This is a genomic window from Streptomyces sp. WAC 06738 (assembly GCF_003945505.1).
GTDB lineage: Bacteria > Actinomycetota > Actinomycetes > Streptomycetales > Streptomycetaceae > Streptomyces.
Window position 1 is genome coordinate 4,371,213 of record NZ_CP029618.1, and the last position, 14,404, is coordinate 4,385,616.

Sequence of the window (14,404 nt, forward strand, 5' to 3'; positions counted from 1 at the left end):
GCGCTGCGCGCGGCTCGTACGCGCGCAGCAGCGGCCGTCCGCCCGCCCGCTACGCGCGCAGCATCCGGGCGATCGCGGCGGTGGCCTCCTCGACCTTCGCGTCGATCTCGTCGCCGCCCCGGGCGGCCGCGTCGGCGACGCAGTGCCGCAGGTGCTCCTCCAGAAGCTGGAGCGCGAAGGACTGGAGCGCCTTCGTGCTCGCGGAGACCTGCGTGAGTATGTCGATGCAGTAGACGTCTTCCTCGACCATCCGCTGCAGCCCGCGGACCTGGCCCTCGATCCGGCGGAGTCTCTTGAGGTGGGCCTCTTTGTCCTTGCTGTACCCGTGCGGGCCGGAGCCCGGCGCCGTCCCGGCGGCGGCCGTCGTTGCCGTGGTGTCGGTCACGTGCCCGTCCTTCCGTTTCCCATCCCTCGATCCGCCCGGCGCGTATCGCTGTGTGCGTACCACCGTATGCGAACCGTGCGCGATATACCCTCAGGGGGTATATGATACCGCCTTCGTGGCATTCTGTCCTGCGGCTGTTCCGCACAGCCGGTTCGCTCCGCAGGTGCGGCTCGCCTAGCATCATCAGGACCTATTCGCCGATATTCGCAGCACTGAGGATCATCACGTGCGATTTCGTCTGACCCCCAGGGAGACGAGCTTCTACGATATGTTCGCCGCCTCGGCCGACAACATCGTGACGGGCTCGAAGCTCCTGATGGAACTGCTCGGGGCGGATTCCTCCGCCCGGGCCGAGATCGCCGAGCGGATGCGCGCTGCGGAGCACGCCGGCGACGACGCCACCCACGCCATCCTGCACCAGCTCAACGCCTCGTTCATCACGCCCTTCGACCGCGAGGACATCTACCGTCTCGCCAGCTCGCTCGACGACGTCATGGACTTCATGGAGGAGGCCGTCGACCTCGTCGTCCTCTACCAGATCGAGGAGCTGCCGCGGGGCGTGGAGCAGCAGATCGAGGTGCTCGCGCGGGCCGCGGAGCTGACCGCGGAGGCGATGCCCAACCTCCGTACGCTCAACCACCTGCCGGAGTTCTGGATCGAGGTCAACCGGCTGGAGAACCAGGCCGACCAGATCCACCGCAAGCTTCTCGCGCACCTCTTCAACGGCAAGTACGACGCCATCGAGGTGCTCAAGCTCAAGCAGATCGTCGACGTCCTGGAAGAGGCCGCCGACGCCTTCGAGAAGGTCGCGAACACCGTGGAAACGATCGCGGTCAAGGAGTCCTGAGCCCGGTGGACACCTTCGCGCTTGTCGTCACGATCGGGGTTGCGCTCTTCTTCACGTACACCAACGGCTTCCACGACTCCGCCAACGCGATCGCGACCTCCGTCTCCACCCGCGCCCTGACGCCGCGCGCCGCGCTGCTCATGGCCGCGGTGATGAACTTCGCGGGCGCCTTCCTCGGCAGCGGCGTCGCCAAGACGGTGAGCGAAGGGCTGATCGAGACCCCGCACGGGTCGCACGGGATGTGGATCCTCTTCGCCGCCCTGGTCGGGGCGATCACGTGGAACATGGTCACGTGGTACTTCGGGCTGCCGTCGTCGTCCTCGCACGCGCTCTTCGGCGGCATGGTCGGCGCGGCGCTGGCGGCGTCGTCGAAGGTGTTCTGGTCCGGGGTGCTGGAGAAGATCGTCATCCCGATGTTCGTCTCGCCGATCGTCGGCCTGTGCGTCGGCTATCTGGTGATGTGCGCGATCATGTGGATGTTCCGCCGCTCCACCCCGCGCCGCGCGCAGCGCGGCTTCCGGGTGGCGCAGACCGTCTCGGCGGCGGCGATGGCGCTGGGGCACGGGCTCCAGGACGCGCAGAAGACGATGGGCATCGTGGTGCTGGCGCTGGTCATCGCGGACGTGGAGGACGAGGGCGACGCCATCCCGTGGTGGGTGAAGGTGATGTGCGCACTGATGCTCTCGCTCGGTACGTACGCGGGCGGCTGGCGCATCATGCGGACGCTGGGGCGGCGGATCATCGACCTCCAGCCGCCGCAGGGGTTCGCCGCCGAGACGACGGCGGCGGGGATCATGTACTCGGCGTCGTTCATGTTCCACGCGCCGATCTCCACGACGCACGTGATCACTTCGGCGATCATGGGCGTCGGCGCGACGAAGCGGGTGAAGGCCGTGCGGTGGGGGGTGGCGAAGAACATCGTGATGGGGTGGTTCGTCACGATGCCGGCCGCGGCGGGGGTGGCGGCGGCGGTGTACTGGCTGGTGCACCTGGCCTTCGAGTAGCGCTGAAGCGTTTCTGCGCGGCCTGGGCCCGGGCCGGCCCTCAGCCGAAGCGGCCCGAGATGTAGTCCTCCGTCGCCTTCTCCTCGGGGTTGGAGAAGATCTTGTCGGTGTCGCCGACCTCGATGAGCCGGCCCGGCTCCCCGACCGCCGACAGGTTGAAGAACGCCGTACGGTCCGACACCCGCGCCGCCTGCTGCATGTTGTGCGTGACGATCACGATCGTGAACCGCTCCTTCAGGTCGGCCATCAGGTCCTCGATCGCCAGGGTGGAGATCGGGTCGAGGGCCGAGCAGGGCTCGTCCATGAGGAGCACCTGGGGTTCGACGGCGATGGCGCGGGCGATGCAGAGGCGCTGCTGCTGGCCGCCGGAGAGGCCGGAGCCGGGGCGGCTCAGGCGGTCCTTGACCTCGTTCCACAGGTTCGCGCCGCGCAGCGACTTCTCCACCACGTCATCGAGTTCGTGCTTCTTGTACGAGCCGTTGAGCCGGAGGCCGGCGGCCACGTTCTCGTACACGCTCATCGTCGGGAACGGGTTGGGCCGCTGGAAGACCATGCCGACCACCCGGCGCACCCCGACCGGGTCGACGCCCGGTCCGTACAGGTCGTCGCCGTCGAGGCGCACCTCGCCCTCGACGCGCGCGCCCGGGGTGACCTCGTGCATGCGGTTGATCGTGCGCAGGAAGGTGGACTTGCCGCAGCCGGACGGGCCGATGAAGGCCGTCACGGACTTGGGCTCGACGGACATCGAGATGCCGTCGATCGCCTTGAAGTCGCCGTAGTAGGCGGTCAGGTCGCCGATGTCGATGCGCTTGGCCATGGGACTGGGATCTCTTTCGTACGTGGCCGTCAGCGGCCGGTCTTCGGAGCCTTGAAACGGGCGATGAGGCGGGCGAACAGGTTGAGGAGCATGACGAAGACGATGAGCACCAGGGCGGCGGCCCAGGCGCGGTCGTAGGAGGCGTTGTTGCCGTTGGCCCACTGCTCGTAGATGTAGAGCGGCAGCGACGCCTGGGCGCCCTCGAAGGGGTCGGAGTTGATGGCGGGGTTGCCGAAGACGAGCAGCAGAAGAGGAGCCGTCTCGCCGGTGATACGGGCCACGGCGAGCATCACGCCGGTGGTGATGCCGCCGAGGGAGGTGGGGAGGACGACCTTGAGGATCGTCTTCCATTTCGGTACGCCCAGGGCGTACGACGCCTCGCGCAGCTCGTTCGGGACGAGCTTCAGCATCTCTTCGGTGGAGCGGACGACGATCGGCATCATCAGGATGGCGAGTGCGAAGGAGCCGGCGAGTCCGGAGTAGCCGAAGCCCAGCCCCATGATCCAGACGCTGAGGATGAAGAGACCGGCGACGATCGACGGGATGCCGGTCATGACGTCGACGAAGAAGGTGACGGCCTTCGCCAGCCGCCCGCCCCCGTACTCCACGAGGTACACGGCCGTCAGCAGCCCGATCGGGGTGGCGATCACGGTGGCCAGCGCGACCTGCTGGATGGTGCCGAGAAGGGCGTGGTAGATGCCCCCGCCGGGCGCGATGGCGACGACGCCGTTCATGGAGTGCGTCAGGAAGTAGCCGTCGAGGACCTTGACGCCCTGCCGTACGGTCTCCCAGACCAGCGACGCCAGCGGGACGACGGCCAGCAGGAAGGCGCCCCACACGAGCGACGTGGCCAGCCGGTCCTTCGCCTTGCGGACGCCCTCCGTACGCGCCGAGACGGCGTACAGCCCGGCCACGAAGAGCAGCGCGGCGATCAGCCCCCACTGCACCCGGCTGTCCAGCCCCGCCCCCAGCCCGACCGCCACCCCGGCCGCCACGGCGGCGACCGCGAGGGCCACCGGCGCCCAGCGGGGCAGGCGCGGCTGGTGGATGGCGAAGGCGTCGGTCCGGTCCACCACGCTCCCGGGCGCGCTCATGCGTTCGCTCCCGAGTACTCCTTGCGGCGCGCGATGATCAGCCGGGCGGCGCCGTTGACCAGCAGCGTGATGACGAACAGCACCAGGCCGGAGGCGATCAGCGCGTCCCGCCCGAACTCCCCGGCCTCCTTGAACGCCGAGGCGATGTTCTGCGCGAACGTCCCGCCCCCGGGCTCCAAGAGCTTCGCCGACAGGATCGCCGACGGGGACAGCACCGTGGCGACCGCCATCGTCTCGCCCAGCGCCCGCCCGAGGCCCAGCATCGAGGCCGAGATGACGCCGGAGCGCCCGAAGGGGAGCACCGACATCCGGATCAGCTCCCAGCGCGTGGCGCCCAGCGCCAGCGCCGCCTCCTGGTGCGTCTGCGGCGACTGCCGGAAGACCTCGCGGCTGACGTTGGTGATGATCGGCAGGATCATGATCGCCAGCAGGATGCCGGCGGTCATCAGGGAGCGCGGGGCGCTGCCGTCGAAGGAGAAGACGACGGTCCAGCCCAGGAGGTCGTCCAGCCACTCGTACGGGCCGACCAGGTGCGGCACCAGGAACAGGGCGCCCCACAGGCCGTAGACGATCGAGGGGACGGCGGCCAGCAGGTCGATGACGTACGCGAGGGGCGCCGCCACCCTGCGGGGCGCGTAGTGGGTGATGAAGAGCGCGATGCCCACCGCGATCGGCACCGCGATGACCATGGCGATGACCGACGAGACGATCGTGCCGAAGGCCAGCACCGCGATGCCGAAGACCGGCGGATCGGCGTTGGCGTCCCACTGGAAGGTGGTGAGGAAGTTGCCCTCGTTCTTGGCGAGGGCGAGCGAGGCGCGGTACGCGAGGAAGGCCGCGATCGCGCCCATGATCACCAGCAGGGTGATGCCGGAGCCCTTCGACAGGCCGGCGAAGACGCGGTCGCCGAGGCGGGTCGCGCTCCTGCGGCGGCCCTTCTTCCGCGGCGCCTCCGGCGGTGGCGGGGCGGTGGTGCGTATCTCGGTCTCGGTGTCGGTGTCGGTACTCACGGGCGGCCTCCCGTCGGGGTGGGGCGGCGGCGCGGGGGTGGGCGCCGTCCGTCCCGGCGGCGGTGGTGCACCGGCTGCGGGACCCGCGCCCTCCGTGCCCCCGCGCAGGTCGGCGCGGGGGCTGCGGGGGTCGGGGCCGGCGGTCAGGAGAGTGACTCCACTGTCGTACGGACCTTCCCGACGACCTCCGCGGGCAGCGGGGCGTAGCCGAGCTGGCTCAGCTTCGACTGGCCGGCCTCGCTCGCGGTGTAGCCCAGGAAGGACTTCACCTTGTCGAGGTTGTCCTTGTGGTTGCCCTGGTCGCAGGCGATCTCGTAGGTCAGGAGGGTGAGGGGGTAGGCGCCCTCGGTGTCGGTGGTGAAGTCGAGCTGCATCGCGAGGTCCTTGCCGGAGCCGGTGACCTTCGCGGCGGCGATGGCCTTGGAGGCGTTCTGGCTGGTGGCCTCGACGGGCTCCTTGGCGCCGGTGTCGAGCTTGACGGTGTTGATGTCGCTCGCGGTGGCGAAGGAGAGCTCGAAGTACGAGATGGCGCCGTCGGTCTGCTTCACCTGCGCGGAGACCCCGGAGGAGCCGTCCGCGGCCTGGCCGCCCTGGACGGGCCACTTCTTGCCCGGCTGGTGCGGCCAGGTGTTCTCGGCCGCGGCGGCGAGGTACTGCGTGAAGTTGTCGGTGGTGCCGGACTCGTCCGAGCGGTGCACCGGCTGGATCTTGGTGTCCGGCAGGTCCGCGTCGGGATTGAGGTCGGCGATGGCCGGGTCGTTCCAGGTGGTGATCGCGCCGGAGAAGATCCGGCCGACGACGTCCGCATTCAGCACGAGGTCGTCCACGCCCTCGACGTTGTACCCGATGGCGATGGGGCCGCCGAGCATCGGGATGTTGATGGCCTCGCCGTTCCTGCAGACCTTCTTCGACGCCTGCACCTCCTCGGGCTTCAGCACCGAGTCGGAACCGGCGAAGCCGGTCTTGCCCTGGAGGAACTCCTGGATGCCGGCGCCCGAGCCGGTGGCCTTGTAGTTGACGGTGATGTCCGGGCAGACGCCCTGGAAGTCGCTGACCCACTGGTCCATGGCGTTCTTCTGCGCCGAGGAGCCCGACGCCAGCAGCTCGCCGGAGCCGGCGCACTTCACGTCGTCGGCCGCGGCCTGGGCGCCGCCACCGGCCGAGCCGGAGCCGCCGGTGTTGTCGTCCGACCCGCAGGCGCCGAGGACGAGGGCGCCGGCGAGGGCGAGGGAGCCGGCGGCCGCGGCGCGCAGCCGGGTGGTGCGGGGAAGCTTCACGGTGGGGGTCCTTTGCGGTTCTGGCGGACTGGAGACAGACCTCTCCCTCAGCTATGCGCGTTCGCGTCCGTCTCGCCTGCGCTCTTCACCTTTCGTTGCCGAATTTAGGCAAAACAGGTGAATCGATCCCCTGTCCGAAGTGAACGAGAAGTGAACCTCCTCCCTCGTTCGGGCGACCGCCCCGCCCCTGCCGCCCGCGCCCCGCTCCCCGCCCGGCCCGGCGCGTCCCCTACGGGCCCTCCCGCAGCCGGTTCCGGGGGCTGCGCGCTCCCGCTCGGCCGCGTGGGCACGTACGGTGAAGAGATGACGAGCATCGGTGGTGCGGAGATGGTCGACTGGAATCTCGCGGTTGCGACCGCGACCCGGCTCGTACGGCCGGGCCCCGAGGTGAGCCGGGACGAGGCGCGCGCCATCGTCGGCGAGCTGCGGGCGCACGCCCGGTCGGCCGAGGAGCACGTACGCGAGTTCTCCCGGATGTATCCCGAGGGCGCCGACCCGCGGCACGACACCCCGATCCTCGTGGTCGACCGCCCTGGCTGGATCAAGGCGAACGTCGCGGGCTTCCGCGCCGTCCTCGCGCCGCTGCTGGAGAAGATGGACAAGCGCCGCTCCGGCCTCCCCGGCGGGGCCGTCCTGGGCGCGGTGGGCGGCAAGATCACCGGCGTCGAGCTGGGGATGCTGCTGTCGTTCCTCTCCTCCCGCGTCCTCGGCCAGTACGAGACCTTCGCCCCCGCCACCCGCGACCTGCCCGGCGGCCCCGCCGCCCACACCGGCTCCGGCGGCGGCGCGGGACAGGGCCGGCTGCTGCTCATCGCGCCGAACATCGTCCACGTCGAGCGTGAGCTGGAGGTCGCCCCGCACGACTTCCGGCTGTGGGTCTGCATCCACGAGGAGACCCACCGCACGCAGTTCACCGCCGTGCCCTGGCTGCGCGACCACCTCCAGGGTGAGATCCAGTCGTTCCTGGGCGAGACCGAGATCGACCCGGCCACCCTCCTGGACCGCGTACGGGAGGCGCTGCAGAGCCTCAGCGGCAGCCGGGAGGAGGGCGCCGAGGAGCGCAGCATCGTCGAGGTCGTCCAGACCCCGGCGCAGCGGGAGATCCTGGGCCGGCTCACCGCGGTGATGTCCCTGCTGGAGGGGCACGCGGACTACGTGATGGACGGTGTGGGACCGCAGGTCGTGCCGTCGGTCTCGGAGATCCGGGAGAAGTTCACCAAGCGCCGCCAGGCCGGCGCGGGCCGGCTGGACCAGGCGCTGCGCAAGCTGCTGGGCCTGGACGCCAAGCTCCGCCAGTACCGCGACGGCGAGCGCTTCGTGCGGCACGTCGTCGACCAGGTCGGCATGGACGGCTTCAACCGGGTGTGGACCTCGCCGAACACGCTGCCCACCAAGTCGGAGATCGCCAAACCGGCGGACTGGATCGCGCGGGTGCACAGCCGCGCCGAGAGCTGACGACTGCTCCCGGCGGTTCCCATGGCGGCGATATTCGCGCGACTTTCACCCGTCCGAGGGAGCGAACCCGGCGTTGCCCGCGTGCAATGCTCAGTTGGCCGCTCTCCTCTGTCACCATCGACATACTTACAGTGACGGTCGCGGAGGTGAGCCCGAGCGAGCTCTTCCGCCGCCAGCGAAAGTGAAGTGAAAGCCATGGGTCCCCATCCAGCGGTCGCCGCGATACGTCTGGCCGTACGCCACGTTCTGCACGACGTGCTCACCGAGCATGCGACGGCGCACGTACCCCCCACCCCCGCGGCCTTCCCCGCCGCCCCCAGGCATCCCCCGCCGCCCCCACGGCCTCCACGGCCGCGGTCCCCCCACCGGCCCCGCGCGCCCCCTTCGCGGGCACATCCCGCCCGGCCGCCCCCGCAGCCGCCCCGCTGATCCTCGTCGCCTGCTCGGGCGGCGCCGACTCCATGGCGCTGGCCTCCGCGCTCGCCTTCGAAGCCCCCCGCCAGGGCGCCCGCGCCGGCGGCATCACCATCGACCACGGCCTCCAGGCCGGCTCCGACCTGCGCGCGCAGGAGGTCGTCGGCCGCATGCGCGCCCTCGGCCTGGACCCCGTCGAGTCCGTGCGCGTCGACGTCGGCCGCGGCGGCGGCCCCGAGGCCGCCGCCCGCGAGGCCCGCTACGCGGCGCTGGACGAGGCCGCGCAGCGCCTCGGCGCCGCCGCCGTACTCCTCGGCCACACCCGCGACGACCAGGCCGAGACCGTGCTGCTGGCCCTCGCCCGCGGCTCCGGCGTGCGCTCCCTGTCCGGCATGGCCGCGACCTCGGGGCCCGGCGGCCGCTACCGCCGCCCGTTCCTGCAGATCGACCGCCAGGTCGCCCGCAAGGCGTGCATGGTCCAGTCGCTGCCCGTCTGGGACGACCCGCACAACGTCGATCCCGCCTACACCCGCTCCCGCGTCCGCCACGAGGCGCTGCCGGTGCTGGAGAAGGCGCTGGGCCGCGGCGTCGTCGCCTCCCTGGCCCGTACCGCCCGGCTCTCCCGGGACGACGCCGACGCCCTCGACGCCTGGGCCGCCGACGCCGAGCGCGGCGTACGGGACGCGGACGGCGGCCTCGACGTCCCCGGGCTGTACGCGCTGCCGCCCGCCGTGCGGCGCCGTGTCCTGCGCCGCGCCGCCCTGGCGGCCGGCTCCCCGGCCGGGTCCCTCTTCAGCCGGCACATCGAGGAGATGGACAAGCTCATCACCGGCTGGCGCGGGCAGAGCGCCCTCAACCTCCCCGGGCGGGTGTCCGCCCGCCGCGAACAGGGCCGGCTCGTCGTCCGGCGGGAGGACCGCAGGGAAGACCTCCGGGAGGACTGACGGCCCGTACGCCGCGGATCCCGCCGGTGCGCAGGCCGGCCGGCGGGACCGCACAGGCCATGGCCAGGGGTCGGGACGTGCGGAAAACGTGTCCTACGCGCTCCTGACCGCCCGGAGAACGGATGGCAGACTGTTCGTTCGGCAGTGGTCGTCGAACGAACGAGAGTGACCCCGGGTGGATGTGAAGGACATGGGCGCGGACCTTGAGAAAGTGCTCATCACCAAGGAAGAGATCGACGCCAAGCTCGCCGAGATGGCCGCGAAGATCGACGCGGAGTACGCCGGCAAGGACCTCCTGATCGTCGGGGTGCTCAAGGGCGCCGTGATGGTCATGGCGGACCTCGCCCGCACGCTCTCCACGCCGGTCACGATGGACTGGATGGCCGTGTCCTCGTACGGCGCGGGCACCCAGTCCTCCGGTGTCGTGCGGATCCTCAAGGATCTGGACACCGATATCCAGGACCGGCACGTGATGATCGTCGAGGACATCATCGACTCCGGCCTCACGCTCTCCTGGCTGCTCTCCAACCTCGGCTCCCGGCAGCCGGCCTCGCTGCGGGTCTTCACCCTGCTGCGCAAGCCGGAGGCGGCGAAGGTGCCCATCGACGTGGACTGGGTCGGCTTCGACATTCCCAACGAGTTCGTCGTCGGCTACGGCCTCGACTACGCGGAGAAGTACCGGAACCTGCCCTTCGTGGGCACCCTCGCACCGCACGTGTACGGTGGCTGACGCAGTCCGCGGCTCCGCGTGCGCGGGCTGAAGGGGACTGGGGGGACTTCCCGCCGCCGCCCCCCGGGTGGCCGGACGCGGGCCGGCGGGTCCCTGCCCTGGGAACACCGGGGGGTTTCCCGCCGTTGGAGCATGGGAAAGCCGGTTTGTTAGCCGTCCCCGGCGGGGACGGGTGACAATTCTGGGGTACCGTCCGAACGACAGTCGTTTCAGTTTGGACCCATAACAGGCATACGCACGGCCACGGGCTCGGTCAGGAGCCAGCCGTGCCTCACTGGGCAGGAGGGACGGGGCGTACGCCGCCCCGTGTGGATGGACGTGAAGCGCTACTTCCGTGGGCCGGTCATGTGGATCGTGCTGGCCGTCCTCGCCGTGGTCCTGTTGATGCAACTGGTCGGCTCCTCCGAGGGCTACAAGTCCGTTGACACCGCCAAGGTCGTCGCCGCGATCAACGACAAGAAGGTCAGCTCCGCGGAGCTGACCACCGGTAACAGCGAGACCATCAAGGTCCAGCTCAAGGGCGACAACAAGATCGACGGCAGCGACAAGGTCCAGGCGAACTACATCGACAACCAGGGCGCCGACCTTGCCGACAAGCTGCAGAACAGGTTCGACAAGGGCGAGATCCCCGACGGCTACTCGGTCAAGCCGACGAAGGACAACCCGTTCGTCAGCATCCTGCTCTCGCTGCTGCCGTTCGTCCTGATCGTGCTCGTCTTCCTCTTCCTGATGAACCAGATGCAGGGCGGCGGCTCCCGGGTCATGAACTTCGGGAAGTCCAAGGCCAAGCTCATCACGAAGGACACCCCGAAGACGACCTTCTCCGACGTGGCCGGGGCCGACGAGGCCGTTGAGGAGCTCCACGAGATCAAGGAGTTCCTCCAGGAGCCCGCGAAGTTCCAGGCCGTCGGCGCCAAGATCCCCAAGGGCGTGCTGCTCTACGGCCCGCCCGGCACCGGCAAGACCCTGCTGGCCCGCGCCGTCGCCGGCGAGGCGGGCGTGCCGTTCTACTCCATCTCCGGCTCCGACTTCGTCGAGATGTTCGTCGGTGTCGGCGCCTCCCGCGTCCGCGACCTCTTCGAGCAGGCCAAGGCGAACGCACCCGCGATCGTCTTCGTCGACGAGATCGACGCGGTCGGCCGCCACCGCGGCGCCGGCATGGGCGGCGGCCACGACGAGCGCGAGCAGACGCTGAACCAGCTCCTCGTCGAGATGGACGGCTTCGACGTCAAGGGCGGCGTCATCCTCATCGCGGCCACCAACCGGCCCGACATCCTCGACCCCGCGCTGCTGCGCCCCGGCCGGTTCGACCGGCAGATCGGCGTGGAGAGCCCCGACATGCAGGGCCGGCTGGAGATCCTCAAGGTCCACCAGAAGGGCAAGCCCGTCGCCCCGGACGTGGACCTGTCCGCCGTCGCCCGGCGCACCCCCGGCTTCACCGGCGCCGACCTCAGCAACGTGCTGAACGAGGCCGCGCTGCTCACCGCGCGGAGCAACCGGAAGCTGATCGACAACGAGATGCTGGACGAGGCCATCGACCGCGTGGTCGCCGGTCCGCAGAAGCGCTCCCGCATCATGTCGGAGAAGGAGAAGAAGATCACCGCGTACCACGAGGGCGGGCACGCCCTGGTCGCGGCGGCCTCTCCCAGCGGCGACCCGGTGCACAAGGTGACGATCCTCTCCCGCGGCCGCGCCCTCGGCTACACGATGGTGCTGCCCGACGAGGACAAGTACTCCACCACGCGCAACGAGATGCTGGACCAGCTCGCGTACATGATGGGCGGCCGCGCGGCCGAGGAGCTGGTCTTCCACGACCCGACGACCGGTGCCGCCAACGACATCGAGAAGGCCACCGGGCTCGCCCGCAAGATGGTCACGCAGTACGGCATGACCGAGCGGCTGGGTGCGATCAAGTTCGGCTCCGACCAGTCCGAGCCCTTCCTGGGCCGGGAGCTCTCGCACCAGCGCGACTACTCCGAGGAGGTCGCCGCGCTGGTCGACGAGGAGGTCAAGAAGCTGATCGAGACCGCGCACAACGAGGCGTGGGAGATGCTCGTCGAGAACCGCGACGTGCTCGACAACCTGGTGCTGGAGCTGCTGGAGAAGGAGACCCTGGGCAAGGAGGAGATCGCCGAGATCTTCCGCCCCCTGGTCAAGCGCCCGCTGCGGCCGGCGTGGACCGGCTCCTCGCGGCGTACGCCCTCCACCCGGCCGCCGGTGACCTCCCCGCGGGAGACCAACGGCTCGGGCCCGCGGATGCTCGACAAGGCCGAGACGCCGCCCGCCGGCGGCGGCCTGCCGGGCGGCCTCCAGGGCGGCACGCTGCCGGGCGAGGGCCCGCAGCACCAGCCGTCGCCGAGCGAAGGCGGTCAGCCGTAGCGGATACCGCTGGAATGTGTGCAGCGCCCCCGAGGTTCTAGCCTTGGGGGCGCGGCCATTGGCGCAGGTACGAGAGGCACCACGATGACGGATGCGGCTGTCAGGACGGAACACGGCCCGGAGCGCGGCGACGGGGCGTACGGCGACTTCGACGAGAAGCGCGCCGAGGACGCCGTGCGTGAACTGCTCATCGCCGTCGGCGAGGACCCCGACCGCGAAGGTCTGCTGGACACGCCGGCGCGGGTGGCGCGCGCGTACAAGGAGATCTTCGCCGGCCTGCGGCAGCGCCCGGAGGACGTGCTGACGACGACGTTCGACCTGGGCCACGACGAGATGGTGCTGGTCAAGGACATCGAGGTGCTGAGCACGTGCGAGCACCACTTGGTGCCGTTCGTCGGCTCCGCGCACGTGGGGTACATCCCGTCGCACGACGGGAAGATCACGGGGCTGTCGAAGCTGGCGCGGCTGGTGGACGTGTATGCGCGCAGGCCGCAGGTGCAGGAACGGTTGACCACGCAGATCGCGGACTCGCTGATGGAGATACTCGAGCCGCGGGGCGTGATCGTCGTCATCGAGTGCGAGCACTTGTGCATGACGATGCGGGGTGTGCGGAAGCCGGGGGCGAAGACGCTGACGTCGGCGGTGCGCGGACAGCTCCGGCACCCGGCGACGCGGGCCGAGGCAATGAGCTTGATCAGGTCGCGCTGATGGGGGGCGGGGGTATGGAACCGGGAGCGTGCTGCGCGCCGGGACGCGGTGCGGAGGGCGCGGCGGTACCGGAGGGCGGCGGGGTCGTCGCCGGGCCCGGGAAGGCCGTGGCCGCGTCGGGACCGGCCGCGTACGAGCCGCGCGGAGGATGGCGGAAGCTGCCCGGCGGGGCGTTCCTGATGGGCTACGACGACGGCCCGTACCCGGCGGACGGGGAGGGCCCGGCGCGCGAGGTGACGGTCGACGGCTTCGCGGTCGCGGCGACGGCCGTGACGAACGAGGAGTTCGCGGCCTTCACCGACGCGACGTCGTACGTCACGGACGCCGAGCGCTTCGGCTGGTCCTTCGTTTTCGCAGGCTTTTTGCCCAAGAACTTCCCGCCCACCGCCTCGCCGCCGCAGACGCCGTGGTGGCGGCAGGTCCACCAGGCGGACTGGCGGCACCCTGAGGGCCCCGGCTCGGGCCTGCGCGGCCGGTGGGACCACCCGGTGGTGCACGTGTCGCACACGGACGCCCTGGCCTTCTGCGAGTGGGCGGGCGCACGGCTGCCGACGGAGGCGGAGTGGGAATACGCGGCACGCGGCGGGCTGGAGGGGGAGCCGTACCCCTGGGGGGCGGAGCGGGATCCGGAGGGCGCGTACCGGATGAACATCTGGCGCGGCAGCTTCCCCGACCGCAACACGGCTGCGGACGGCTACCGGGGGACGTGCCCGGTGGACGCCTTCGAGCCGAACGACTACGGGCTGTACAACGCGACGGGGAACGTGTGGGAGTGGTGCGCGGACTGGTTCCACGCCCGGCACCACCGGAAGGCCCCGCGCGACAACCCGCGGGGACCGCGGCTGGGGCAGTCGCGGGTGCTGAAGGGGGGTCGCACCTGTGCCATGAGTCGTACTGCTTGCGGTACCGGACCTCGGCGAGGATGGGGAACACCCCGGACAGCTCGAGCGGCAACACGGGCTTCAGGGTGATCCGGAGCCTGTGAGGCGCCCCGGGGACCGTCCCGCCCGCGGAAGGCGGGGGGCCGCCGACCCGGGCACCTCGGACCCGGGGTCCCGCCAGCCCGGGGGTCCGTCAGCCCGGGGGCCCGCCGACCTGGGCACCCGCCGATCCGGGCTCTCCGACCCGTCGACCTGGAGACCCGCCGATCCGGGCTCTCCGACCCGTCGACCTGGGCACCCGCCGACCCGGGGTCCTCGAACCCCGTGCCCCCGGACCGGTGCCTCCGTGCCCCGGACACCGACCCGACCTCGACCCCGTACCCTCGCACCCACACGTCCCACGTCCCCCGCACGCCCGCCCAAGGGTAGGCGCGCCCTCTGACATCGCCCCGGCGCGCT

Annotated in this window: 11 protein-coding genes and 2 pseudogenes; 8 read left to right on the forward strand and 5 right to left on the reverse strand. The window is 70.8% G+C overall.

The features are described from left to right. Positions 1–49 precede the first annotated feature (49 nt). Positions 50–385: a metal-sensitive transcriptional regulator gene (locus DMB38_RS18975; RefSeq protein WP_047017093.1), complete on the reverse strand. Its 336-nt coding sequence runs from the start codon at positions 383–385 to the stop codon at positions 50–52. 226 nt (positions 386–611) lie between these two features. Between DMB38_RS18975 and DMB38_RS18980 the strand changes: the two genes are divergently transcribed. Continuing rightward, the gene (locus DMB38_RS18980; RefSeq protein ID WP_026276740.1) at positions 612–1,232 is read left to right on the forward strand and encodes a DUF47 family protein; all 621 of its coding nucleotides are present in this window, start codon (positions 612–614) and stop codon (positions 1,230–1,232) included. 5 nt (positions 1,233–1,237) lie between these two features. Next, positions 1,238–2,236: an inorganic phosphate transporter gene (locus DMB38_RS18985; RefSeq protein WP_125936191.1), complete on the forward strand. Its 999-nt coding sequence runs from the start codon at positions 1,238–1,240 to the stop codon at positions 2,234–2,236. 40 nt (positions 2,237–2,276) lie between these two features. On the opposite strand, the gene pstB is transcribed toward DMB38_RS18985, so the two are convergent. From pstB to pstS, 4 genes are all read right to left on the reverse strand, one after another. After that, on the reverse strand, positions 2,277–3,053 hold the full coding sequence (gene pstB / locus DMB38_RS18990) for a phosphate ABC transporter ATP-binding protein PstB (RefSeq protein WP_125936192.1): 777 nt from the start codon (positions 3,051–3,053) through the stop codon (positions 2,277–2,279). A gap of 29 nt (positions 3,054–3,082) precedes the next feature. Next, positions 3,083–4,147 carry a phosphate ABC transporter permease PstA gene (gene pstA, locus DMB38_RS18995; RefSeq protein WP_125936193.1) on the reverse strand — a complete coding sequence of 355 codons (1,065 nt, stop codon included), beginning with the start codon at positions 4,145–4,147 and terminating at the stop codon, positions 3,083–3,085. Continuing rightward, a complete protein-coding gene (gene pstC, locus DMB38_RS19000) occupies positions 4,144–5,127 on the reverse strand; it encodes a phosphate ABC transporter permease subunit PstC (RefSeq protein ID WP_125939131.1) in 984 nt (327 codons plus the stop codon). Before pstC ends, pstA begins: the two co-directional genes overlap by 4 nt. Positions 5,128–5,300: 173 nt before the next feature. Next, complete coding sequence (pstS, locus tag DMB38_RS19005) at positions 5,301–6,434, reverse strand: phosphate ABC transporter substrate-binding protein PstS (RefSeq protein ID WP_125936194.1); 1,134 nt, start codon at positions 6,432–6,434, stop codon at positions 5,301–5,303. Between the two features lie 303 nt (positions 6,435–6,737). On the opposite strand from pstS, the gene DMB38_RS19010 reads away from it, so the two are divergent. The 6 genes and pseudogenes from DMB38_RS19010 (at position 6,738) to DMB38_RS19035 (ending at position 14,049) form a co-directional block, all read left to right on the forward strand. Next, the gene (locus DMB38_RS19010) at positions 6,738–7,889 is read left to right on the forward strand and encodes a zinc-dependent metalloprotease (protein ID WP_125936195.1); all 1,152 of its coding nucleotides are present in this window, start codon (positions 6,738–6,740) and stop codon (positions 7,887–7,889) included. A 195-nt stretch (positions 7,890–8,084) separates the two neighbouring features. Next, positions 8,085–9,247: pseudogene (tilS, locus tag DMB38_RS19015) on the forward strand (tRNA lysidine(34) synthetase TilS). Positions 9,248–9,437: 190 nt separating this feature from the next. Then, on the forward strand, positions 9,438–9,977 hold the full coding sequence (gene hpt / locus DMB38_RS19020) for a hypoxanthine phosphoribosyltransferase (protein ID WP_047017100.1): 540 nt from the start codon (positions 9,438–9,440) through the stop codon (positions 9,975–9,977). Positions 9,978–10,289: 312 nt separating this feature from the next. After that, positions 10,290–12,356, forward strand: coding sequence for an ATP-dependent zinc metalloprotease FtsH (ftsH, locus tag DMB38_RS19025; protein ID WP_125939132.1), 2,067 nt, complete (start codon positions 10,290–10,292; stop codon positions 12,354–12,356). An 84-nt stretch (positions 12,357–12,440) separates the two neighbouring features. Continuing rightward, positions 12,441–13,064 (forward strand): GTP cyclohydrolase I FolE, encoded by a 624-nt coding sequence (folE, locus tag DMB38_RS19030; protein WP_125936196.1) that lies wholly within the window; start codon positions 12,441–12,443, stop codon positions 13,062–13,064. Then, a pseudogene (locus DMB38_RS19035) lies at positions 13,064–14,049 on the forward strand (formylglycine-generating enzyme family protein). The gene folE and the pseudogene DMB38_RS19035 overlap by 1 nt, the downstream one beginning before the upstream one ends. Positions 14,050–14,404: the final 355 nt, after the last annotated feature.